This window comes from Endozoicomonas sp. ALB032 (assembly GCF_049310125.1).
In the GTDB taxonomy this organism is placed as follows: Bacteria; Pseudomonadota; Gammaproteobacteria; order Pseudomonadales; family Endozoicomonadaceae; genus Endozoicomonas_A.
On sequence record NZ_JBLYNW010000001.1, the window covers coordinates 4117150 to 4140218 of the forward strand.

The following is a 23069-nucleotide window of genomic DNA, read 5'->3' on the forward strand; positions in this document are numbered from 1 at the left end:
CAGAGACTATTAAAATATCCTATATGGTCTAGAGCTTAAAGGCAGTAGTATCAAGGTTGACCGATATGTCAATTTCAGCCAGTTGACTAATGCCTTTCGCGCTGCCACAGATCATACGTTTTCAAAGTGTTGTTGGATGACAGGTTATCAATGGATTGCTCTGGAAAGAGTTGAAAGGTCTGTCAGTTATTCAATGACAGACCTATATAATCCATTCAGGGTTTGAACTCAGCTATTGCGGCCCTGATCCTGCGAACGCCTTCCTCCAGAGTAGATCGACTGCAGCCAAAGTTCAGTCTCAGGTAGTCACGGTCTCCAAACTGGGCACCGGGGGAGAATCCCACACCGGCATCTTCAAAGAAGCGGTGTGGATCATCCAGGCCCAGTTCGCTGACATTAATCCAGGCCAGGTAGGTAGACTGCAGTGGCAGCATACTTAAGCCCTTAATGTCATTGATTTCGGACATCAGTAAATCGTGGTTACCCCGAAGATAGTCGAGCAGACTCTGGCGCCAGGGTTCGCCATGTTCGTAGGCGGCTCTGGCAGCCGTGAAGCCTATCAGCATGTTATCCGGATCAGGGACGATACCCTTGCGCACTCTTTGAAATTCCATGCGCAATGTGCCATCTGGTATTACGGCAAAGGCACAGCCAAAGCCGGCCAGATTAAATGTCTTGGAAGGCGACATCAGGGTGATAGATGTGTCCCGGGTGAATTCACTCAGACTGGCATAGGGGATGTGTTCGGCATTACGATCAAGAATCAGGTCGCAATGCACTTCGTCAGAACAGACGACAATGCTGTACTTTTTGCAGAGCGCCTCGATAGTCTCCAGTTCTTCCCGGGTAAGTACCCGGCCATTGGGGTTCTGAGGATTACATAGCATCAACAGCCGGGTGTCGTCGGTGATCCTGTGTTCAAAGGCTTCCAAATCCAGCTGCCACTGATTGTCCCTGATCACCCAGTCCAGTCCGATCATCTGGCGTCCTCCCAACCTGGGTGCCATCAGAAAGGGGTAGTAAATCGGCAGAGGCACTGCAACGGTCTCTCCGGGACCAGCGACGCTTCTCACCGCAATATTGAGTGCGGTCACCAGTCCCGGCAGCCAGACAATCCAGTCTTTTTCAATCTGCCAGCCGTAGAGGTTTTGCATTCGCTCGACAATTCGATCTTCCAGACCCTCATCGGCCAGGGTATAGCCAAAAACACCGTGGTCAACACGTTGTTGCACAGCTTCAATGATTTCAGGGGCGGATTTGAAGTCCATATCCGCCACCCAGAAAGGCAAGATATCTCTATCTTTGTAGCGATCCCACTTAAGGCTTGAGGTATGACTTCGGTCGATAAAAGTATCGAAATCTGTGGACACGGATACTTCCCCCGGGGTTGGATTGAATGTGTTTCACTGATACTACCTGCAGTCAGTCTTTTTTGAAATCTGATTTATCAGGATGGCTTTGCCGATTTTATCCGTTTTGCTGTCTCGCTGGTCAGCTCAGGGTGGTAAATCCTGCCAGGAGGCTGGAAAATCACGGTTTTGTAGACAATGCTCAGAGAACCTGAAGTTTCTCTGTGGAGAAGTCCCGAGTTGATTGCCAGAGGCGTTGTCTATTCGCTGTTGTCAGGAGCCTTGTTGGGGAGTCTGATCATTCTTCCTGGATTGATGTCGGAATATTCTGCTATTGAGCTGGTAGCAGGACGCTTTGCAGTATTTGGTCTATGGGTATCTATCATTGTCCTTTTTCGTCGCGAGATTATTAAAAGAGTCCGGCAAGATGGTATCGTGCCATGGATTTGGGTGGCCCTGCTGACGAATCTTCTTTATTACCTGTTTCTTGTCATCAGTATCCGGAGCCTCGGCGGCGTTTTTGCCTGTATTCTGATAGCCGCCTTACCCATGATTTTTCAGAAATGCTTTTTGGAAAGAAAGGCTGCCAGCCAGCTCACTATGCCTCTACTGCTGTTGATTGGAGCCTTTTTTCTGTTGATTTCCCAGAAGTTTGATCAGGTTAATCCGGACTCACATGAGCAGAGTATGGTCTATGGATTGTTCTGTTTACTGCTGGCGAGTATCTGCTGGCTCACAGGTACCCGCATACAGTTATTAATGGCTACTGAGCGCCCCGATATTGATCCTTCCGATCGTTATCTGTTAACCGGACTGGGCTCTGTATTGGCATTGCCCATGATTTATCCACTGACCTGGCTGGACCACCCTGAATTCACCCTGTTTTCGGGAGGTGTTGTCAATATTGACTGGGCTTACTTCGGAGGAGGGGGGTTGGTAGCAGGGATATTAGCCACCGGTTTGGCCCGGATATGCAGACGCAAAGCAGTGTCGCACAACAGTGATTCAGGATTTTATCCCTGCACAACCCTTGAGGTTTTATTTGGAGTGCTTTTTGTCTTCATGCTGGAAGGGCGCATACCCAACAATCAGGAGTGGGCAGTCATTGCCATCCTGGTTTCGAGTATGGCTCTTTTTTACCGGAACCGAACTGTTTCTCAATTTAATACCAGCTCAGGATAGTTGTTTCTGATCTCGTCCCGGTTACCTCTGAAGAGAATTCTTTCCTGTTTCTGCTCCAGCTGATACTCGTACATGGGGTCATAGTAGCCAACCAATAATTGCTCAATCAGTGGCCGATAACCATCAATGACACCATGAACTTCATGTTGCTGAAGGGCTGAAGAGAGAAGCTCTCCCAGCTCCTGATAACGGGCTCCACCCAATCTTCTGCGAATCCGGCAAAGGCTGTCAGTCAGCCCCTCGCTGAAGCGGGCAAAGCCCTCTTCTTTACCGTAAACGTTCTGGTATTCGGCCAGGTTATTGCTGACATACTCCTGAAGACCTATCTCTACACGCTCTTCTATAGAAGCTTCCAGCAGAATAATGGAGGACTTTTGCATCTTGTTGTTGAACACCTGGGACAGGCTACAGCGCCCGATCAGCTTGCTTTCGTCTTCCAGAAGCAGAGCGCGCCCTGGTTTAAAGTGGCGGTGCTTGAGCATGGCGATAGAAAGACGATTTTCAAAGTCAATCTGAGTGGGCTGGCCACCATAACGACGACCGAAGCTCGACCCCCGATGGTTGGCCAAATCCTCCAGATCAATGCTGTCTTCAATGTCATAAATCAGACGAGTTTTGCCGGTACCGGTTTTGCCACTGAGAATCATAAAGGGAATGTCTTCAACAGACTTTTCCAGTTCATCGATCAGGAACCTTCTCAGTGCCTTGTAGCCCCCTTTGATCAGAGGGTAAGGGGATCCGGACTCGGCCAGCCAGGATTGGGTAATATGAGAGCGCTGACCGCCACGAAAACAGAATAGGTAGCCTTCTGGATGCTTTTGTACAAATTGCTGCCAGTGGGTCACTCTTTCATCACGCACATCGTCAGTGGCTAGCTGATAACCCAGGGCGACGGCAGCATCTTGCCCCCGCTGCCTGTACTCAGTACCAATCACTTCACGCTGGTAATCATCCAGGATTGGCAGGCTGGTCGCCAGTGGGAATGAACCTTTGTTGAATTCAACAGGTGCCCGAACATCCATTAGTGGCACATCATTCAGGAACAGGGCGAGGTAGTCGTGAGTATCCGGGCGTTGCTGGGTCATAAGGTTCCGTAACAGCTCAACGGGAGCGGGCTGGGTTCTTGTCCAAAAGCCCTATAGTTTCGCTGGAACCTGTCTGTTTAAGCAAGTGTGGATTGTTTCTATCGGATATAGAAGGGCAGAGTACAGCCAAACTTACCGGAACAAAACCAGGCAGCACAATACAGGCTGTGTATAGGAATCAGAGTTTGGCTGCTGTGTATATCTGAGTACAACATTCTGCACAAGGTTTACATCGCCATAGCGATTGCCCAAATGGCTTTCTGACAACAGGTTTTTAACATTTGATGAGCATTAAAACTGCATGATTTCTATTTCAAGCTGTCTGTTGCCTCTGGGTTTGGCTTTGTGGAGAAGGTGGTAGAGGCTTGCTAAAGATACGAACGTAAAAAAGCCCAGACCGGTGGTTACTGTAATAATTGTAGGGTCAGGTCTGTATCCAAAGGCAGCAACAATTGACATAGGCAGTTTTTCACGACTGAGTATTTCATAACTATTGCCAACGATTAAATTTTTTCCCAAGTCCCAGAGAGTGCTCGATTGACCCGCAATTTTTTCAAATTCATGCCAGGCATTCGAGAACAGTCCAGCTCCCAGACTGGCGATTACAATCCATGAAAATGCTCTCAAACAGGCGCTATCGGTTTCCGGGTTGAATGGTATTAGTTTTGTAGCAATGACTCCCATAGGAATAAAAGACAAGGAAATGGCTTCGTATTTTTTATCAAGGATCAGCGGTAAGGTGGCCAGAGCGCCTTCTCCGGCTTCGCGAAAAGTATATGAGACAACATTGATCAGCAACCCTGACAAGAGAAGTTCTTTTTTACCTGTGACACCTCCAGCGAGCCCGAGAGCCCAGCCACCAGCGCAGATGCTGGCTTTTAATGATGTTAAGCCAGCAATAAGTTCAACCCATTTCTCGGGGATTTCCATCCCTGACTGCGAGAGTAAGACACCCGAAGTGAATACACCGCCCATGGTAATGAGACTGGTGCCAAGCGCTGTCCCCAAAATCTTATATTTGGCTTCTGGTTTAACTCTGATAGAGCCCTCAAGGAGTACGAACATCTCCACGCCTTCCATAATCCAGATAGCAACGCTGGTAAGAAGCGGCTCGGTACCTTGTTTGCTTTTTTTGGCGACAGTTGCAGTAGAGCTTTCACATCCCAGTTTATCTTTAATGGCGTTAAAGTCAGAGCTGTTATTATAAAACACAGTTGAGTTATTCGGGTTGTTGATTTCTGAGCAGACAAAGGCTTTCAGCTTTCCTCTGTTCTCCCCGCAGCTGATATCGTCTGATGCTGTCTGCGGCAGTCTGGTGCTCATGGAAACCCTATCCGGTAGTATGATATTGAATTTTGAAGCAGGTGTGCTTCCGTTAACTGCTGAAGCCACTGTGGAGTAGTCAGATTTAACTAATTCTGAAGTATTCAGAGCAGGACTAGCCAGAGCTGAATGAACAGAAACATAAGCAATCATCGTCGATATTAAGAGCACAAGACAGGTTTTTGACCGTTGCATTGGATGTGTCTCCATGAGCTGACCGGCTGATTGATATCGATTGAATTCAGATAAGCTGTTATGAACACATTCGTATTGGCTCGAGTAGGTATAGTAAATCTGGGGTGAAACGCAACTCGTTTGCAGGATCGCCGAACAGCCCAAAGGAAAGCTTGTATAAGCATTACAACCCCAATGTCTCGGCGCTATCAGGCAGTAACTGATCAATACTTGTGGGTTGCACTCTGTGGATAACAAGATAGAGGCCTGCAAGAGTTACCAATGTAAAATAGCCCAGGCCGGACGTTAAGGTGATAACCGTAGGATCGGGTCTGTATCCAAAGGGAGCAATAATCGACATTGGCAGTTTTTTATCGCTGAGTATCTCATAGCCATCGCTCACCGTTGTTTGTTTGCCCAAATCCCAGACAGTAGCGGATTCACCGGCAATTTTTTCAAAATTATGCCAGGCTCCCGAGAACAGTCCGGCCCCGAGACTGGCCATTACAAACCATGAGAACCTCTGCAAAAAGACAGTGTTGGTTTTCGGGTTGAATTTTATGAGTTTTGAAGCAATGATCCCCAAAGGGATTAAACCCAATAGGCCGGCTTCGTATTTTTTATCAAGGATCAGCGGTAGAGTAGTGAGAACGGCATTGCCGGTTTCGCGAAACGTGTTCGAGATAACATTTATCAGTAACCCTGATAAGGCGAGCTCTTTTTTATCTGCAATTCCTCCAGCCATCCCAAGAGCCCAGCCACCAATGCAGAGACTGGCTTTTAATTTTGTTAACCCGTCAATAAGTTGAATCCATTTCTCGGGGATTTCCTTACCGGATGCCGCGAGTGCAACGCCAGTACTGTAAAGGCTACTCATAGTGATGGCACTGGTCAGATACGCTGCGTACAAAATCTGCTTTCTGGCTCTAGGGTTAACTTTTATAGAGGCACTAAGCAGTATGAACATCTCCACGCCCTCGCGAACCCAGATGGAAACACTGCTCACCCAGCGGTCGTAATCGGGTTTATTTTTTATGGTCTCTTCTGGAGGGGGGGCGTCACATCCCAGATGATTTTTAATATTGTTCAAGTGAGAGCTGTTGCCATAAACGAAAGTTGAGTTACTAGGCAGGTTCATCAGTGAGCAGATAAAGCCCGTCAGTCCACCTTGGTTTTCCCTGAAAAGGATATCGTCTGATGATGTCAGGGGCAGCCTGATACCCAGGGAAACCGTACTCGATGAGCTGACATTAAATTCTGAAACGATTGCAGGCTCACTGAAATTTGAAGAAAAGGTGGAACTTTCAGGATTGACTGACGCCGTCGTATTTATGTCAGTTTTAGCCAAAGCCGAATGACTCAGGATATAAACAATCAGCGTCGATATTAAAAGCAGACGATCAGGTTTTAATAACTGCATTGGATGGTTCTCCATCAACAGGCTGATTGATATAAACTGAATTCGGCTCGACCGGCTTGTCGTGGCTCGGATAGGTATAGACAATGTAAGATGAAATGCAACTTGTTCGGATTTACTGGAAGCTTCCGGAGTTTTTACTTTCTGGCTGGGCGTGCTGAGCTATCCCTCCCGGGAGGCTGTCGCAAAAGTACTGAGCTTCTCGCTCTTTCCGGTTAAAGAGCTCCCACGTTGGGAGGATACTTCTCCATTCTTGCCTTTAAAAACTCAAGAGCCCTGTTGAGGTTATCTTTTTCCTGACTTGACACAGGCTGTGAAAAACTCAAAATAATAATCTTTCGGCTTTTCTTTGCTAAATACTAATGACTGTCCGAAGATTTTCTCCTTTCGATCGGTGAGAAAATCCAAGCATCCCCTGGTATGGGTTGCCACTGGTACAAAAGTTCTCAGCCTCTGGTATGGGCTGGCAAGAACGCTGAGCAAGCAGCCTCCGGTACAGGTTGCCACTGAAGATGAACATAATGCCAATGGCGGCAAAAGCCCTGGCGGCAAAAAATTAAGGAATATCTCCTCATGCCTGTAATTACGCTTCCCGACGGCAGCAAGCGCGAATTTGCTGACGCCGTTTCTGTCATGGAAGTGGCCCAGGATATTGGTCCGGGCCTGGCCAAGGCGACTCTGGCGGGTCGTATTAATGGTGAGCTGGTAGATGCCAGTGCCAAAATCACCGATGACTCTGAGCTGGCTATTATCACTTCCCGTGACGAAGAAGGTGTTGAGGTGATCCGTCACTCAACGGCTCACCTGCTGGCAATGGCCACTCAGGATCTGTACCCCGGTGCCCAGGTCACTATTGGTCCCGTGATTGATAATGGCTTCTATTATGACTTCTCCTATGAGCGGGCATTTAACCTCGAAGACCTGGAGAAGATTGAAAAGCGCATGGCTGAGCTGGCAAAGCAGGATCTGGGGATTGAGCGAGTGGTGATGACCCGTGACGAAGCCATCAGTGCTTTCAAAGCCATGGGTGAAGAGTACAAGGTCGAGATCATTAATGACCTGCCGAAAAATGAAGTGATTTCTGTTTACCGTCAGGGTGAGTGGATGGATCTTTGCCGTGGCCCACATGTTCCCTCAACAGGTAAGCTGAAAGCCTTCAAACTGATGCGTGTGGCCGGTGCTTACTGGCGTGGTGATTCCAGCAACGAAATGCTGACCCGTATCTATGGAACGGCCTGGGAAGACAAGAAAGCCCTGAAAGCTTACCTGCAGCGTCTGGAAGAAGCGGAGAAGCGTGATCACCGTAAATTGGGTAAGAAGCTGGACCTGTTCCATATGCAGGAAGAAGCACCGGGCATGGTGTTTTGGCACCCCAATGGCTGGGCCATCTATCAGGAACTGGAACAGTACATGCGTAAAAAGCAGATTATGCATGGCTACAAAGAGATCAGAACGCCTCAGCTGGTGGATCGCTCCCTCTGGGAAAAATCCGGTCACTGGGACAAGTTTCAGGACGACATGTTCACCACCAATTCGGAAGAGCGTGATATTGCTGTTAAGCCCATGAACTGCCCGTGTCACGTCCAGGTCTTCAATCAGGGGCTGAAAAGCTACCGTGATCTGCCGCTGCGACTGGCGGAATTTGGTTCCTGTCATCGTAACGAGCCATCTGGTGCGCTTCATGGAATCATGCGTGTCCGTGGCTTTGTTCAGGACGATGCCCATATTTTCGCAACAGAAGATCAGATTCAGTCGGAAGTGGCTGCTTTTATTGATTTCCTCCATGAGGTGTATGAGGATTTTGGCTTCAGTCGTGAAAACATGCTTTACAAACTGTCTACGCGTCCTGAAAAGCGCGTGGGTTCTGATGAAATCTGGGATAAAGCCGAAAAAGCCCTGGCCGATGCTCTGGATGCACAGGCGCTGCCATGGGAAGAACTACCGGGTGAAGGTGCTTTCTACGGACCAAAAATCGAATTTTCCCTGAAAGACTGCATTGGCCGGGTGTGGCAGTGTGGTACGATTCAGGTGGATTTCTCGATGCCGGGCCGTCTGGGTGCTGAATATGTCGATGAAAGCGGTGAACGCAAAACACCGGTCATGCTCCACAGAGCGATTCTGGGGTCGTTTGAGCGGTTCATCGGCATACTCATTGAACACTATGAAGGGGCCATGCCGCCATGGTTGGCTCCCAAGCAGGTTGCCATCCTCAACATTACTGACAGACAGGCTTCTTATGCGGTAGAACTGGAAAAAATGTTGATGGAAAAGGGAGTTAGGGTAAAAGCGGACTTGAGAAACGAGAAGATCGGCTTTAAAATCCGCGAGCATACCTTAAATAAGGTGCCTTATTTGCTGGTTATTGGCGATAAGGAAATGGAAAACAGAACCGTTGCTGTGCGTACCCGCACAGGTGAAGACCTGGGTACCATGCCTGTAGAGGCATTCAAGGAGCGCCTTGCAGCGGATATCAGCAAGCGTGGCCGTACTGCGTAATTAATCTGTAACGGGCTTGTCGATCTTGATGTTAAACGTCGACGAGCCCTTTCGCACAGGCTGCCTTTACAGGAGATACACCCATCAGACGTAACAGCTTCCGCGATCGTCGCCCGCAGAAGGCGCCGATTAATGAGAATATCCGTGCCAAAGAAGTCCGTCTAATAGGAGCCGATGGCTCTCAGGTAGGGGTGGTCGATACCCGTGACGCTTTGTCCATGGCCCAGGAAGCAGGGCTGGATCTGGTTGAAATTAATGCAACCAGCGAACCGCCAGTCTGTAAGATCCTTGACTACGGCAAGCATCAGTACGAGCAAAAGAAGCAGAAAGCCGCAGCCAAGAAGAAACAGGTTCAGACCCAGGTGAAAGAAGTCAAGTTTCGCCCGGGCACAGAGGAAGGGGATTACCAGGTAAAACTGCGCAACCTGGTACGTTTCCTGACAGAGGGCAACAAGGCGAAGGTTTCTCTTCGTTATCGTGGTCGTGAGATGGCTCACCAGCAGCTGGGCATGGAACTGATGAACCGGGTTGAAAAAGATCTGGAAGAGATTGGTACCGTTGAACAGCGTCCAAAGATGGAAGGTCGTCAACTGATCATGGTTATTGCCCCGAAAAAGAAGAAGTGATTTGAGTATGAAAAACCGGTCACTGCCTCAGTGGCCGGTTTTTCATGTCCTGGATGAGGCTTTTCTACACAGAAAATTTTCTCCCGGATTAAACGACAGTCGCTTTTATTTTTAATATCCCGACACCTCATGGCCCTGAAACGGGCGCCGCTTTCCAAGATGAGAAGGGGTAGGTGGTCGCGAATGCGGAGTGCTTTTTCATGCCAAAAATGAAAACCAACAGTGGTGCCGCCAAGCGTTTCAAAAAAACGGCCAGCGGTTACAAGCGTAAGGGTGCCTTCAAGAGTCACATCCTGACCAAAATGACCACCAAGCGTAAGCGTCAGCTGCGTGGTACCTCCATGGTAACACCTGCTGACCAGGGCCTCGTTAAGCGTATGCTGCGCGACTAATCGCTTTATAGATCATTTTTTTCGGAGATATAGCTCATGGCACGTGTAAAACGTGGTGTAATCGCGCGCAAGCGTCACAAGAAAGTTCTCAAGGCCGCCAAAGGTTACTACGGAGCACGTTCACGTGTATTTCGCGTAGCCAAACAGGCTGTAACCAAAGCTGGTCAGTATGCTTACCGCGATCGTCGTCAGCGTAAACGTCAGTTCCGTGCTTTGTGGATTGCCCGTATCAACGCCGGTGCGCGCACCAACGGTCTGTCTTACAGTCGTTTCATCGCGGGTCTGAAAAAGTCTGCGATCGAAATCGACCGTAAGGTTCTGGCTGATCTGGCTGTGCACGACAAGGCTGTTTTCGGTCAGCTGGTTGAAAAGGCTAAAGCTTCTTTGGCTTGAGTCTGATTCATATCAGCCTTTAACGGGGTTATGGTTTTCCATAACCCCGTTTTATGTGTTGGGTCAGAATCAGGCGGTGCGTTTGGAGTGATGCTCCCGGTTTTCCAGTTTTTTTCTTTCACTCTTTCTTAGCACCACATACAGCGCCGCAGAACCGCCATGAAACTTTAATGCGGTATGAAAGCAGAGTACCTGGTCCATTTCCCGCAGCCAGGTGTTGACGTAGCTTTTAATGATGGCCGGGGGATTAGTGTTCAGGCCCCGGCCATGATTGATAATGAGTGAGCGAAGCTCGTGTTGCTGACAGTCGTTGATGAAGTCAAAAACCGCTTTTCGAGCCTCAGCCGCTGTGTGATTATGCAGGTCGAGTCTGGCTTCAATGTCGTATTTGCCCAGTCTCATTTTCTTGAAAACACCTTCCTGAACACCGGAGCGTTTATATTCCAGGTGATCGTAAGGCTGGACTCTTTTCGGGTTATCCAGAGATAAAAAATTAGGGTCATTCAGCTCAGCCTGGGCTGCCTTCCTTCTCAGGGCCTGACCGGGAGTCGCTGTCTGATGTTTCTTGAGGTTCGCTTTGGTGCTGCTTTTCAGGGGAGCTACTCCCTCCATTTCCTGGAGGAACAGATCCTGGTCGTCGTAACTCATGGCTTTGTACTTGTCGTAGAACGGTCAGAGGTGCTCGACGGTCTGGAAGTTTGACGTTTGGATACACCTCAATGAATTTTGATAGTACCTGTTTTTGTGTATCCGGAGAACTATAGCTGCTTTAAGCGACTTTTTCCCTAAACCTGAATTCAGAGGAAATTCGTTTTTTCATAATTCAAGGCATACATAGCAACAGGTTTTCCTATGACTTTATTTTGGAAAAACCTGTCATGCTTTTCCAGATTCAATACGTACTCGTTTTCCACAGGTTGGTAGTGGATGACATCGGCGGCCTGCCGTTTTTCCTTGTCCAGAGAGTTGATAATATGGCTGCTCATGTATTCACTGGAAAAGCATCTGGCAGGTAAAACCTTATCTTGTGAAACCGCTGCGTAAGCCGCCTGAGCCCCGCCTTTTTCGTAGCCCGATAATTTCAGAGTCCAGCCTTTAAAGGCACTGTTTTTCTTCATCAGGTTCTGAACCTGCTTAGTGAGCTTGCTGGCTTGCTGGTAACTTTCAGGCACAGTTTTTCGCCTTGCGTTTCTCAGATTTCGTACCCAGCGGATGAGAGTGAATGCTTTTTTGAACCTTCCAGTATGAGAAAGCTCATCCGGTTTTTTCAGGGCGTCCCAGCTGCCAAAAACAATGCGAACTTCGGGAGGACTGGTTTTGGGGTTACGAAGAATATAGGCAGTGAGCCCGGTTTTCTTGTCGAACACACAGCCTTCGGATCCTTTGGTGGATAATCCGGCTGCTTTGCCAGCATACAGGGCGAGACGGCGGTCAGTATCCCAGGACTTAAGTTCATTCAGGATCTTTTTATCTTTTAATCCCCAGCCGTCTATGGACTTTTCGTAAGGGTAAGCGGCAATCCTTGCCTCAACAGCCATAGCTTCACCCATTCGCCAGTTATTTCTGGGAGTACCTTTATCCGGAGTCAGAGTTCCTACGTGATGCTGCCAGGGGTTGGTCAATGATGCAAAATTTCCAATATAACCCGGAGGTGAGTTTGTCATTGGTTTGAGCTTGGGCTTTTGAGTATCTTCACTTCTACTGTTTGCTTCTGCGTATCTACTTGCAGATAAACCTGCTCCAAAGAAGACTCCTCTCATTGTGCTATCCCTCCAGAAGGTGATGAGTCGTAAGTAAGCTCCTGCTCTTCTTCTGTCAGTTCCCGGGTTAATGTGTTGGCGAGCTCTATGAAGCCAAGCACCAGGTTATTGAAAGTCTCATGGGTCAGACTGCCGACAGGGTGACTGGTCATAAGGTGCAAACCTATTCCATCCTGGTCCGTATAAAACCAGGCACCTTTGAGCTTGTCTGGGGCTCCGTTGAGAGACAACAGCTGCATTGCTCTGGCGGCCTGTAGCTCAGGATCTGTTGGCATGGTTGTCAGCATACGGTGCAGCAGTAACAGATCACTGTTCTCAGGTAACTCTATGATCACTGCGATCTCATTGTGCTCGTCTACCAGAGCGCAGGTGTTGTCTTCTGTGGTCAGGTCATGACCAATATGTTCACCAAAGTCCTTTAAAAACTCTTTAAATTGTTCGTAAGGCTCAATCATAGCCGGGCTCTCCATAGCAAATCATTAGTGTTTGGTTCGGCTTGGATAAATGAAATTGAAGGGTTTGGCGGAAGAGCTATGTATCATCAGGCTGTCAGAGCCTGTCTTAATGACCAGGCCCGACAATCAGATCATGAGATGACTTGGGTTAGTGGCTATAACTGCGGTCCCAATCCTTCCAGACCGGTTCCAGACCTTTTGATTTAATCGCAGCTGCAACCACTTCAGGACGACGGTTGTCGTCGATGGCGAACTGTTCCAGAGATTCCACGGCACCATTGGCATAACCGCCAGGTTGAGTGCTTGAGAAAGCGCTCATGGCGGTAATACCCAGAGGCAATACATTGTCTCTGAACGATTCCGACTCTCGAGTGGACAGTGACAGTTCCGCTTCCGGTTTAAACAGGCGGTAAGCACAGATCAGCTGTACCAGTTGTCTGTCTGAAATGACGGAAACGGGCTGGAATTCACCTTCGCAGGGGCGCAGTCTGGGAAAAGAGATGGAGTAACGGGTTTTCCAGTAGGTCTTTTCCAGGTAGTCGAGGTGTGCGGCGACCATGGCAGAGTCTGTACGCCAGTCTTCCAGACCAATCAGGGCGCCCACACCAATTTTGTCGATGCCTGCTCTGCCGAGTCTGTCAGCGGTTTCCAGACGATAGTCGAAATCCATCTTGCTGCCTCGCAGGTGGTATTTCCCGTAGGCCGGGCGATTGTAAGTCTCCTGGTAAACCAGCACGGCGTCCAGCCCCAGCGCCATCAACTCTTCGTATTCGCTCTGTTCCAGAGGTTGTACTTCCAGCGTAATGTGGGAAAAGTGCAATCTGACTTTGTCCAGTACGGTTTTGAAATATTCGGTGCCCACCGTGCCCTGGGCTTCGCCAGTCACCAGCAGGATATGATCAAACCCCATGGCTTTGATGGCTTTCAGTTCCCGGTCCAGCTCTTCCGTGCTCAGGGTTTTGCGTCGAATTTTGTTGTCAAGGCTGAAACCACAGTAGGTACAGATGTTGGTGCACTTGTTGGACAGGTATAAGGGAATGTACATCTGAACTGTATTGCCAAAACGCTGGCGGGTGAGTGCCATGCTTTTCTGTGCCATCTGTTCCAGGTAAGGTTCAGCCGCTGGGGAGATGAGCGACAGAAACTGATCATGGGCCAGTCTGCCGGTGGACAGGGCATGTTCGACATCCGCAGCGGTTTTGCTGAGGATGCTCATCCTGATTTCATCCCAGTTTAACTGGTTAAACGTGTCTACAAATGACATTAAAAGTCTTCCAGAAATGCAGTCAGTGGGCTGCTTGCCTGAGCCTGGTGCGAACGTATTCCGAGGCCAGCCTCGTAGGCTCGTCTGCCAGCTGTCACGGCTTCCCTGAAAGCAATACCCATGGCTACCGGGTCATTTGAAACAGCAATGGCTGTATTCACCAGCACGGCGTCAGCTCCGATTTCCATCGCTTTAGCGGCGTCGGAAGGGCTGCCAATACCGGCATCTACAACCACAGGGACCTGGCTCTGCTCGATAATGATGTTCAGAAACGCCTCGGTTTTCAGGCCCAGGTTGCTGCCAATGGGTGCCCCGAGAGGCATAACCGCAGCGGCACCCGCTTCTTCCAGTCTCTTACACAAGACCGGGTCAGCGTGAACATAAGGTAGAACAACAAATCCCAGTTCGACAAGTTCTTCGCAGGCTTTTAGTGTTTCGATGGGGTCAGGCAGCAAATATTTGGGGTCCGGGTGAATTTCCAGTTTTAGCCAGTTGGTCTGCAGGGCTTCTCTGGCCAGCTGGGCTGCATACACGGCTTCTTTGGCGTTGCGGGCACCGGAAGTATTGGGCAGCAGGTTAACACCTGCTTCAATCAGGGGTGAGAGAATATCATCCTGATCATTATTCAGGTCCACTCGCTTAAGTGCCATGGTCACCAGTTCGCTCTGTGAAGCCCTGATGGCTTCAGCCATGGTCTGGCTGTTATTGAATTTCCCGGTACCGGTAAACAGGCGAGAATGGAAGGTTTTATCAGCAATGGTCAGCATACCAGCCCTGTAGTTCGATAAATTGTCGGTCATTCCAAGTGCGATTTCTGCGCGCTATCAGCCACCTGCGGTAGCCTTGATCAGGGTGATACGGTCACCTTCTTCTACTTTTCTGCGGGGCCATTGGGAGCGACTGACGATCTCTTGATTGACCGCAAGTGCCACGCTCTTTTCAGCCTGATTGATCTGTTCCAGCAGCTGCTCGAGCGTCAGAGGGGCCTCAAAGCTCAGGGGCTGGTCATTAACAAAAAATTGCATAGATCATTCTGGGAGGTTTTGAAAACAGGGGGGAAGTTTAAAGCAAATTCTTCTCCGGATAAATGGTGGGCAGTCAGGAGCCGTTCTTGTGATCTCGGTCAGCCTTTTTGAGCGGCGTAGCGAGACTTGCCATGGCAGGGCTTATGGGCTAGTGGATAGGGTCAGAGACGAGAATATTGAACTTAAAACTGAAAAACAGGTTAAACAGTTTACATATATGCAATGACTTGAGGTTGTATATGGTTTTCAGAAAAATAGTAACCGCTTTAGCTTTTCTGGCTGCATCGGTATGTTATGCGGATTTATCGGTATGTTACCCTGATTCACTAATAACTGTTAAGACAAACAGCTTGCCGTTATCGGATTCATTTAAGGCTTACATTGAGCATAACCTGCCACAGGCTTTGAATAAAAGATGTTCTACTCCAGAACGTGTTTCTGCGTTAATTCGAAATGAATTGTTTTCAAATGGTTATGTTGCAACACCGGAGGATGCTGTTTTTTCGGTGCAGTATATCTTCGATAAAAAATTTTCTGGGAATCAACTGATTACTTCGGACGCCTGGTCATCAACAATAAAAGTTTTTAGCACTTATCATGACCAGATACACTGTGGAGCAGGCTTGGGAGTCGAGGAAAAAGACTATTTATCTATGAGCCAGCGTAAGCTTTCTCGCTTTGTTAGTGCATTAAACAGAGAATTGAATGGCTATGAGCTTGGAAGTGGCTTGTTTTTTATATTGGTTCAGCCAAGCTCGCAGTTCCCGGGAAAAAAGAATATATTTCATTGCGATGCCCTTTATTCAAAACACAGGTAGATGGAAGGTTTTAAATCACAGCAACGTCACTGCCCTGGCTGAAGTTGAGTCAGCTGCCAATGCCGCTGACCTGGACCAGGTCGGGCAAGGCTCCTTGGCAAAAAAGGCGAACTTGATCAAAAGGTTAGGTCTGACCTGATGCGATATTTAGTAGATCATGTTTCAAGTTCCTGAAACGGGCACCTCCATTTGGCAATGAACTAAATTATTTCCTGGTTGTCAAAACTATTAAGACGATAGTTTCAGTATCATATAATTCGCACGTTCTCTTGAGATGACCTGAAATACTGTCAGGCAGGATTGAACAGGCTGACTAAATGAGCTGACTTCAAGAAGGTATTAACAGCAAGCATAAGTGAATGGAGGATAAGAAATATGGATATTAAACCTGAAGGCTCTCACCCCGGCACATATTTTCAGCCCAGAGCAGAGGATGTTAAATTTACTAAAACGGATTGTAACGAAAGTTCCACGAGAAAGTTTTCGTTTAACCCCTCAAGGTGTGTATCACCTGTGCGATTTGATTCTTCAGATTCGCAAGCTTTAACCGCAATCGATATTGAGTGCGAAGAGAAACCGATACATAAACCTGTTTTGTCCAGGCGCGTATCATCTTTGCTATCAGGTGATGAGAAGAAATCAGTTTCAAATAATGTCTCGGACGACGATACTGCTACTTTGAACGATCATCTCAACTCTATACGTCAGATAACCCCCACTTACAAACCCTTTCCGAAAAGTCGCAGCACTAAGTCCGTGGCTGAGCAGTTCGCCGAGAATACAATTGACTGGCTCCAGCTCAGTAACACATCCTACGCTGATCGGGACTCAGTTGAGACAAGCTTTCAGCGTCGAGTGGAAGGTTCTGAAGCAGGAGAAGAGCCATTTCAGGATGGTTTTTGTATCAAGAAATATCGGACCCAAGTAGAAAAAAAACGTCTGGGTGTTTTTTATCCTGAGGATTATCGGACTCTCGAACTTCCCGGTCTGTCAAAAAGTTCATACCTCGGGAAGCACTCACTGCCGGAATATTTTGACATAACGAACAAGTATAACTTTGTAGCAATGGATAATGGCTATAAACCAAGTGAGTGTCTGAATGCTTTTTTTCATGGCCCCACCATTGCAGACTGTGCAACGACCCTTTCGGCCTGTCAGTATCGGGCCATTGAAACCATCATTGGCACCGACGAATTCGACCGCATCTTTGGCGCACCGATCTCAAAGTTCAGAATTCCAGTCACCCTTTTCGGTCACATGTCCCAGGTTATTGGATGCTTCACAAAGGGTGAATATGTCAATCGGATCAAGTACAGCAACCCTCTCCATTGTCTGTTTGAGTATCTCGAGTTTTACAAAGGTTCAGGGAGCAATGGGCAGTCAGAGCTGAAAATAAAAAAGGGTGATATCCTCTATATTCAGGGCGTAGAAGGCTACGATTTGAAGCACGCAACTGGTGATGCTGTCGGTTTTAATCTGGTATGCACCGGGCAAAACAGCAGCGGACAGAATCTCTATCTGGGGTTTGGTCCGGGTGAATTTGTTGAACCGAAAACCTACGAGCAGGTCAAAAAAATACTGATTGATGGCTACAATAGACCACAGAGTCCTGAGACAATCCTTGCCATTAAAGAAGGGAAATCAAGCTATAAAGATTGGACCGACGATATCCTGCCCTATGATCACCCTATTGGTGGCATCACTATCGTGGCTCGATTTAATACTGTGACCTGGGAAAATTTTTTGTCCGAGTGCGATCAAGTCTGGCACCGTCAACCGCTTTTGTCTGTCACTCGGGCTATGAAACCAAAGCCGGTGCACCAGGTGTCACGTTTCCATACTGAAAATCTTGATGCTGATATAGATCAATTCGAACCCCGCTCAACACAGCAGGAACTGATGCATGAGACGGCCCTGAAGTTCACGCGTGCTGTGATTAATAATCAGGGTGGAGCCTCGTATAAAAAGCCCATGGGACTATTCCTGACCGGATCACCGGGACTAGGAAAAACACATCTTTGTGTAGCAGTTACCAAAAAAGCAGCCGACTATGGTGTCAACACCCTGTATCTAGACGCAGATAAGGCAGGCGAACTGTATCAGTGCTTCCAGGGTAATGAATGGGATAGCAAGATCGAGGAAATGCTTGCCGGTAAAGATTTGGTGGTAATCGATGATGCTAACGGCGGTCACTTTAGCAAACAACTTCTGGCAAAAACAATGAAACATGTGATGACTGCCAAGAAAGCTATCATGGTCAGTTCAAATCATCATATTCCTGTCAAAGCTGAATTCCTTGGCGATATCGAGCCCTTAACCAGGTGTGCCCATAATTTTCTTTACCTTAGTGGTTTGCAGGGAGACAGTTGTCGTTCCCAATGGTGGCAAAGCCCTGACGTACAGGCTGCTGATGCACTAGCGCAACTGGGTCAGTATCAAGGCCGCAATGCTGCAGGAGTGATCACTGAGCACGCCGTATCAATAGAGGAAATGGCCAGAGTACTCAGTATTCCAGCTGATCGGGTCCGCCAGGTGGGCCCTCCCAAATTACCTGGAACAGAATTTGTAAGCCAGGATTTCCATTTCAGCCATTTATCCAAAACGGAGCATCAGGCTGTTTTTATGGAGTGTAATTTTACTGTTAGTAGTACTTGGATAGAGCAGTTCTTAAATGTTGTTCAGAAAGTACACGACGAAGGCTTGAAGCTGGTAGTGAAAACCAATGACCGCACATTATTCTTGGAAGCTGTAATGGATTATTTAAAATTTCTTCAACTTCTAAATGGGGAGGTTCGTATCAGAGAGCGGCTAGAGCATATGTTCCCGGACTTTGCGGAATCCGGACTGCAGGAGCAGCCTGACAGACTTAAGCGTCCTTAGCGAAGATTGCGATAAATTGAGGATAAAAATTTCTGATTCCGAGGAGAATAGCGAGCTATTTGACGAGGGAGCAGGAATTTTCAGACCGATTTATCGCAGTACCGTTATGAATGTCAGGGCTTTCCTGTACTGGTGAAATCCGTCCTGCAAGTAAATCTATTCAAACCTTTCCTCAACCGCTAGAATTGGCGGTTTATTTTCTCTACGCATCGGTTATCAGGAATCCCATGGAGAATCTGGAAACACTTGTTTCACCTATAGTCGTCTCTGCACTGGCTGAAGTTGAGTCAGCTGCCAATGCCACTGATCTGGACCATGTTCGGGTGCGGTTTCTTGGCAAAAAAGGCGAGCTGACCCAGCTGTTGAAAGGTCTGGGCAAACTGTCTCCGGAAGAACGTCCGAAGGCGGGCGGCTTTATTAACGAAGCCAAGCAGCAGGTTCAGGCCGCCCTGGATGTGAAACGTGAAGGTCTGGAAAAAGTGGCTCTGGAAGCTCGCCTGGCCAGTGAAACCATTGATGTCACCCTGTCCGGCCGTAGCCAGAACCTGGGGACGGTGCACCCTGTTACCCGCACCATGGAGCGTATCACCGATTACTTCGGCAACATCGGCTTTGAAGTGGCCCAGGGGCCGGAAATCGAAGACGATTACCACAACTTCGAAGCGTTGAATATTCCCGGTCATCACCCGGCCCGTGCCATGCACGATACTTTTTACTTCAATGACAACACCGTTCTGAGAACCCACACCTCTCCGGTTCAGGTTCGTGTCATGGAGGCCCTGAGCAAGGCCGGTGAGAAACCTCCTATTGCCATTGTTTGCCCGGGCAAGGTTTACCGTTGCGATTCCGACCAGACTCACAGCCCGATGTTTCATCAGGTCGAAGGTCTTTATGTGGCAGAGAAAGTCAGTTTTGCTGACCTGAAGAGTGTTCTCAGTGACTTTCTGAGGGTGTTCTTTGAGCGTGACGACTTGAAAGTCCGCTTCCGTCCGTCCTACTTCCCGTTCACTGAGCCTTCAGCAGAAGTGGACATTGAATGGGGACGCAATGAAGACGGTTCCATCAAGTGGCTGGAGGTTCTGGGCTGCGGTATGGTCCACCCGAAAGTGTTTGAATACTCCGGTATTGATACCAGCAAGTACACAGGCTTTGCCTTCGGTCTGGGGGTTGAGCGTTTTGCCATGCTCCGTTACGGCGTAAACGATTTACGTCAGTTTTTCGATAATGACCTGCGCTTCCTGAGCCAGTTCAATTAACGGTTTGCGGCGATCAGATCGAATAACGGAGTTGAGAAAAGTCTATGAAATTCAGTGAACAATGGTTACGTCAGTGGGTTGCCCTGGAAGCGGACACTCAGGAGCTGGTAGATAAGATCACCATGGCTGGCCTGGAAGTGGACGACGTTGACCCGGTAGCAGGCGAGTTTTCCGGTGTGGTTGTGGGTGAAATTGTTGCCTGTGAACAACACCCGGATGCTGACAAATTGCGTGTCACTCGTGTCAGTACTGGTTCAGAAGAGTTCCAGGTGGTTTGTGGTGCGCCTAATGCCCGTGTGGGTATTCGTGTACCTTTTGCAACAGTCGGTTCCGTTCTGCCGGGCAATTTCAAAATCAAGAAAGCCAAACTGCGTGGTGTTGAATCTTTTGGCATGCTTTGTGCGGAAGAAGAGTTGGGTATGGCTGAATCTTCAGACGGCCTGATGGAGCTGCCAGCGGATGCTACTGTGGGTCAGGATATCCGAGAGTACCTGAGCCTGGATGACAGGATTATTGATGTTGACCTGACGCCAAACCGGGGTGACTGTTTGAGCATTGCGGGTCTGGCCCGGGAAGTCAGTGCGAACTTCCTGGCTGACGTCAGCGAAGTTCAGGTTGAGCCGGTAGCTCCGACCATTGATGATACTTTTAAGGTGGTTGTTGAATCCAGGGAAGGGGCGCCACGATTTCTGACCCGTATCCTGAAAGATGTTGATGTCACTCAACCTACCCCTTTGTGGATGGTTGAGCGCCTGCGTCGTTCCGGTATTCGTTCCATTGATCCCGTTGTTGATGTGACCGCTTATGTCATGCTGGAACTGGGTCAGCCTATGCACGGTTATGATCTGGATACCCTGAAGGGTTCCCTGATTGTTCGCATGGCCCATGAGCAGGAAAAGCTGGTTCTGCTGGACGGACAGGAAGTCATTATGAATACCGGGACTCTGGTCATTGCCGATGAGCAGCAGGCTCTGGGTATTGCCGGTGTGATGGGCGGAGAAGGCTCTGGTGTCTCACAAACTACCCGTAACGTCCTGCTGGAAGCGGCTTTCTTTGATCCCATTACCATTGCCGGTAAGGCCCGTTCCTACGGACTGCACACCGATGCTTCCCACCGCTTTGAGCGTGGTGTGGACTTCCAGTTGCAGCGTAAGGCCATTGAGAGAGCAACCGCCCTGATTCTGGAAATCTGCGGTGGTCAGCCAGGTCCTGTTGCTGAGGCAGTGAGCGAAGACAAGCTGCCTGAACTGAGCACAGTCAAGCTGAGAGCTGAAAAAGTGGCTTCTCTGCTGGGCATTACCATCGAGAATGACCTGATTGAAGCTCTGCTGACACGACTGGGTCTGGAGATGAGTTCTATTGCCGAGGGTGAGTGGTCCGTTTCTGTGCCAAGCTGGCGCTTTGATATCTCTATAGAAGAAGACCTGGTGGAAGAACTGGGTCGTATCTACGGTTATGAACGACTGCCAGAAACCATCCCAACGGCTCTGTTAAAGCTTAAGCAAGTGGATGAAAACAGAGTTAAAGAAGGGGATATTCGTCGTATTCTGGTCGCTCGTGGCTATCAGGAAGCGGTCTCCTTCAGCTTTATTGACCCGAAGTTGCATCAGCTGTTTGATCCCGGGCGTGAGCCTGTGGTTCTGGCGAACCCCATCGCCAGCGATCTTTCTGTCATGCGAACATCTCTGCTACCGGGCCTGGTTAAAACAGTCAGCTACAACCTGAATCGTCAGCAGAGCCGTGTTCGTCTGTTTGAAACCGGTCAGACGTTCGTTCGTGAAGGCGACTCTCTGAGGCAGGAAAATCAGATTGCTGCCGTGATTACAGGCAGTCGCTACCCTGAAAGCTGGGCGATTAAAGCGGAGCCCGCAGACTTCTACGACCTGAAAGGGGATGTGGAAGCTCTGCTGGAACTGGGTGGTGCTGCAGGGGAGTTCCGTTTTGAAAACAGCAGCCACGATGCCATGCACCCAGGTCAGTGTGCAGCGCTGGTTCGTGATGGCAAGGTGGTCGGTCATATAGGCGCTCTGCACCCAAGTCTGACGAAAAAGTTGGAGGTGAATGATGCGCTGATCATGTTTGAGGCAAGTCTGGAAGCGATGAGCCTGGGCAAAGTAACAGAGTTCACACCGCTGTCAAAGTTCCCTGAAGTTCGTCGTGACCTGGCCTTGCTTGTCAAGCAGGAAGTGGCGGCTGACAGTCTGAACCAGGTCATTCGGGAAGAAGCCTCTGAGCTGTTGAAAGATGTTCGTATTTTCGACGTTTATGCCGGAAAAGGCATTGCGGAAGGTCATAAGAGTCTTGCTTTGGGCTTGACCTTGCAGCACGCTTCCCGCACTCTAAAAGACGAAGAAGTTAATCAAGTGATTGACAGCATCGTAAGTCGGCTGGGATCGGAATTTGGTGCCAGTCTCCGAAGCTAATCAGCCAATGCAAGCGCTCTGTATCGGGCCTGTTTTCTGAGCAGGCTCGACAGTTCGCTGCCCTGGTTATAAGAGAGCGGAAGTTATCCATGGGAGCTCTGACGAAAGCTGACATAGCCGAGCGTCTGCACGAAGAACTCGGTTTGAACAAGCGCGAAGCCAAGGATATGGTCGAGCAGTTTTTCGAACAGATCCGTCAGGCATTAGAGAATAATGAACAGGTCAAGTTATCCGGCTTCGGTAATTTTGAACTGCGAGACAAAAGTCAGCGGCCCGGCCGAAACCCCAAAACCGGCGAAGAGGTTCCTATCTCTCCTCGCAGGGTGGTGACTTTCAAGCCTGGTCAGAAACTCAGGTCACGAGTCGAGGCTTATGCAGGAAACAGAGCTCAGGAAGAGTGATCTCCCTGTTATTCCCGGCAAGCGTTACTTCACCATCGGTGAGGTCAGCGACTTGTGTCAGGTCAAATCCCATGTCCTGCGATACTGGGAACAGGAGTTTTCGCAGTTAAAACCGGTCAGGCGCGGGAACCGTCGTTATTACCGGCGACAGGATGTGCTGCTTATCCGGCAAATTCGCAGTTTGCTCTACGACAAGCGTTTTACCATTGACGGCGCCCGTAATCATCTCAAAGGCGAAGTGCAGAAGCTGGACGCTTCCCAGTACAAACAACTGATCCGGCAAACCATTGCTGAACTGGAAGATGTTGTCGATGCGCTGGATGGGATTCCTTCCAAGTAAGAATATGCAG

The 23069-nt window shown here is 48.9% G+C and carries 21 protein-coding genes; 11 read left to right on the plus strand and 10 right to left on the minus strand.

Annotated features, from left to right (window positions below; all coding sequences use genetic code 11):
* Positions 1–215: 215 nt before the first annotated feature.
* Positions 216–1370: a MalY/PatB family protein gene (locus ACO6VG_RS15815; protein ID WP_422474668.1), complete on the minus strand. Its 1155-nt coding sequence runs from the start codon at positions 1368–1370 to the stop codon at positions 216–218.
* A gap of 177 nt (positions 1371–1547) precedes the next feature.
* Between ACO6VG_RS15815 and ACO6VG_RS15820 the strand changes: the two genes are divergently transcribed.
* On the plus strand, positions 1548–2531 hold the full coding sequence (locus tag ACO6VG_RS15820) for a hypothetical protein (protein ID WP_422409123.1): 984 nt from the start codon (positions 1548–1550) through the stop codon (positions 2529–2531).
* Here ACO6VG_RS15820 and mnmH read toward each other — a convergent pair.
* The 3 genes from mnmH to ACO6VG_RS15835 all read right to left on the minus strand — a co-directional run bounded on the left by mnmH (position 2507) and on the right by ACO6VG_RS15835 (position 6533).
* The gene (gene mnmH, locus ACO6VG_RS15825) at positions 2507–3616 is read right to left on the minus strand and encodes a tRNA 2-selenouridine(34) synthase MnmH (protein ID WP_422474670.1); all 1110 of its coding nucleotides are present in this window, start codon (positions 3614–3616) and stop codon (positions 2507–2509) included. The two genes, ACO6VG_RS15820 and mnmH, sit on opposite strands and share 25 nt — an antisense overlap.
* 291 nt (positions 3617–3907) lie before the next feature.
* Positions 3908–4828, minus strand: a complete 921-nt coding sequence (locus tag ACO6VG_RS15830) for a hypothetical protein (protein ID WP_422133189.1) — start codon at positions 4826–4828, stop codon at positions 3908–3910.
* A 469-nt stretch (positions 4829–5297) separates the two neighbouring features.
* Positions 5298–6533 (minus strand): hypothetical protein, encoded by a 1236-nt coding sequence (locus ACO6VG_RS15835; protein ID WP_422474672.1) that lies wholly within the window; start codon positions 6531–6533, stop codon positions 5298–5300.
* A gap of 570 nt (positions 6534–7103) precedes the next feature.
* On the opposite strand from ACO6VG_RS15835, the gene thrS reads away from it, so the two are divergent.
* The 4 genes from thrS (at position 7104) to rplT (ending at position 10437) form a co-directional block, all read left to right on the plus strand.
* Positions 7104–9026: a threonine--tRNA ligase gene (gene thrS / locus ACO6VG_RS15840; RefSeq protein WP_422133191.1), complete on the plus strand. Its 1923-nt coding sequence runs from the start codon at positions 7104–7106 to the stop codon at positions 9024–9026.
* A gap of 83 nt (positions 9027–9109) precedes the next feature.
* A complete protein-coding gene (gene infC, locus ACO6VG_RS15845) occupies positions 9110–9652 on the plus strand; it encodes a translation initiation factor IF-3 (RefSeq protein ID WP_252180580.1) in 543 nt (180 codons plus the stop codon).
* 200 nt (positions 9653–9852) lie between these two features.
* Positions 9853–10044, plus strand: a complete 192-nt coding sequence (rpmI, locus tag ACO6VG_RS15850) for a 50S ribosomal protein L35 (protein ID WP_034837404.1) — start codon at positions 9853–9855, stop codon at positions 10042–10044.
* Positions 10045–10080: 36 nt separating this feature from the next.
* On the plus strand, positions 10081–10437 hold the full coding sequence (gene rplT, locus ACO6VG_RS15855) for a 50S ribosomal protein L20 (RefSeq protein ID WP_257254376.1): 357 nt from the start codon (positions 10081–10083) through the stop codon (positions 10435–10437).
* A gap of 69 nt (positions 10438–10506) precedes the next feature.
* Here the strand turns inward: rplT and smrA are convergent, their stop codons facing one another.
* From smrA to thiS, 6 genes are all read right to left on the minus strand, one after another.
* Positions 10507–11085: a DNA endonuclease SmrA gene (gene smrA / locus ACO6VG_RS15860; protein WP_422474674.1), complete on the minus strand. Its 579-nt coding sequence runs from the start codon at positions 11083–11085 to the stop codon at positions 10507–10509.
* 149 nt (positions 11086–11234) lie between these two features.
* A complete protein-coding gene (locus ACO6VG_RS15865; RefSeq protein ID WP_422474676.1) occupies positions 11235–12197 on the minus strand; it encodes a hypothetical protein in 963 nt (320 codons plus the stop codon).
* Positions 12194–12652 carry a type III secretion system chaperone gene (locus ACO6VG_RS15870; RefSeq protein ID WP_422133194.1) on the minus strand — a complete coding sequence of 153 codons (459 nt, stop codon included), beginning with the start codon at positions 12650–12652 and terminating at the stop codon, positions 12194–12196. The genes ACO6VG_RS15865 and ACO6VG_RS15870 overlap by 4 nt, the downstream gene beginning before the upstream one ends.
* 148 nt (positions 12653–12800) lie before the next feature.
* Positions 12801–13916, minus strand: coding sequence for a 2-iminoacetate synthase ThiH (thiH, locus tag ACO6VG_RS15875; RefSeq protein ID WP_422133195.1), 1116 nt, complete (start codon positions 13914–13916; stop codon positions 12801–12803).
* On the minus strand, positions 13916–14683 hold the full coding sequence (locus tag ACO6VG_RS15880) for a thiazole synthase (protein ID WP_422137088.1): 768 nt from the start codon (positions 14681–14683) through the stop codon (positions 13916–13918). The genes thiH and ACO6VG_RS15880 overlap by 1 nt, the downstream gene beginning before the upstream one ends.
* 57 nt (positions 14684–14740) lie before the next feature.
* Complete coding sequence (thiS, locus tag ACO6VG_RS15885) at positions 14741–14941, minus strand: sulfur carrier protein ThiS (protein WP_422137599.1); 201 nt, start codon at positions 14939–14941, stop codon at positions 14741–14743.
* Between the two features lie 239 nt (positions 14942–15180).
* On the opposite strand from thiS, the gene ACO6VG_RS15890 reads away from it, so the two are divergent.
* From ACO6VG_RS15890 to ACO6VG_RS15915, 6 genes are all read left to right on the plus strand, one after another.
* Positions 15181–15759 carry a hypothetical protein gene (locus tag ACO6VG_RS15890; protein ID WP_422474678.1) on the plus strand — a complete coding sequence of 193 codons (579 nt, stop codon included), beginning with the start codon at positions 15181–15183 and terminating at the stop codon, positions 15757–15759.
* Positions 15760–16134: 375 nt separating this feature from the next.
* Positions 16135–18639, plus strand: a complete 2505-nt coding sequence (locus tag ACO6VG_RS15895) for an ATP-binding protein (RefSeq protein ID WP_422474679.1) — start codon at positions 16135–16137, stop codon at positions 18637–18639.
* Between the two features lie 227 nt (positions 18640–18866).
* Complete coding sequence (gene pheS, locus ACO6VG_RS15900) at positions 18867–19895, plus strand: phenylalanine--tRNA ligase subunit alpha (protein WP_422137602.1); 1029 nt, start codon at positions 18867–18869, stop codon at positions 19893–19895.
* A gap of 44 nt (positions 19896–19939) precedes the next feature.
* On the plus strand, positions 19940–22318 hold the full coding sequence (gene pheT / locus ACO6VG_RS15905; protein WP_422137603.1) for a phenylalanine--tRNA ligase subunit beta: 2379 nt from the start codon (positions 19940–19942) through the stop codon (positions 22316–22318).
* Positions 22319–22407: 89 nt separating this feature from the next.
* Positions 22408–22719: an integration host factor subunit alpha gene (ihfA, locus tag ACO6VG_RS15910; protein ID WP_317145884.1), complete on the plus strand. Its 312-nt coding sequence runs from the start codon at positions 22408–22410 to the stop codon at positions 22717–22719.
* Positions 22691–23059 carry a MerR family transcriptional regulator gene (locus ACO6VG_RS15915; protein ID WP_317145885.1) on the plus strand — a complete coding sequence of 123 codons (369 nt, stop codon included), beginning with the start codon at positions 22691–22693 and terminating at the stop codon, positions 23057–23059. Before ihfA ends, ACO6VG_RS15915 begins: the two co-directional genes overlap by 29 nt.
* Positions 23060–23069 lie beyond the last annotated feature (10 nt).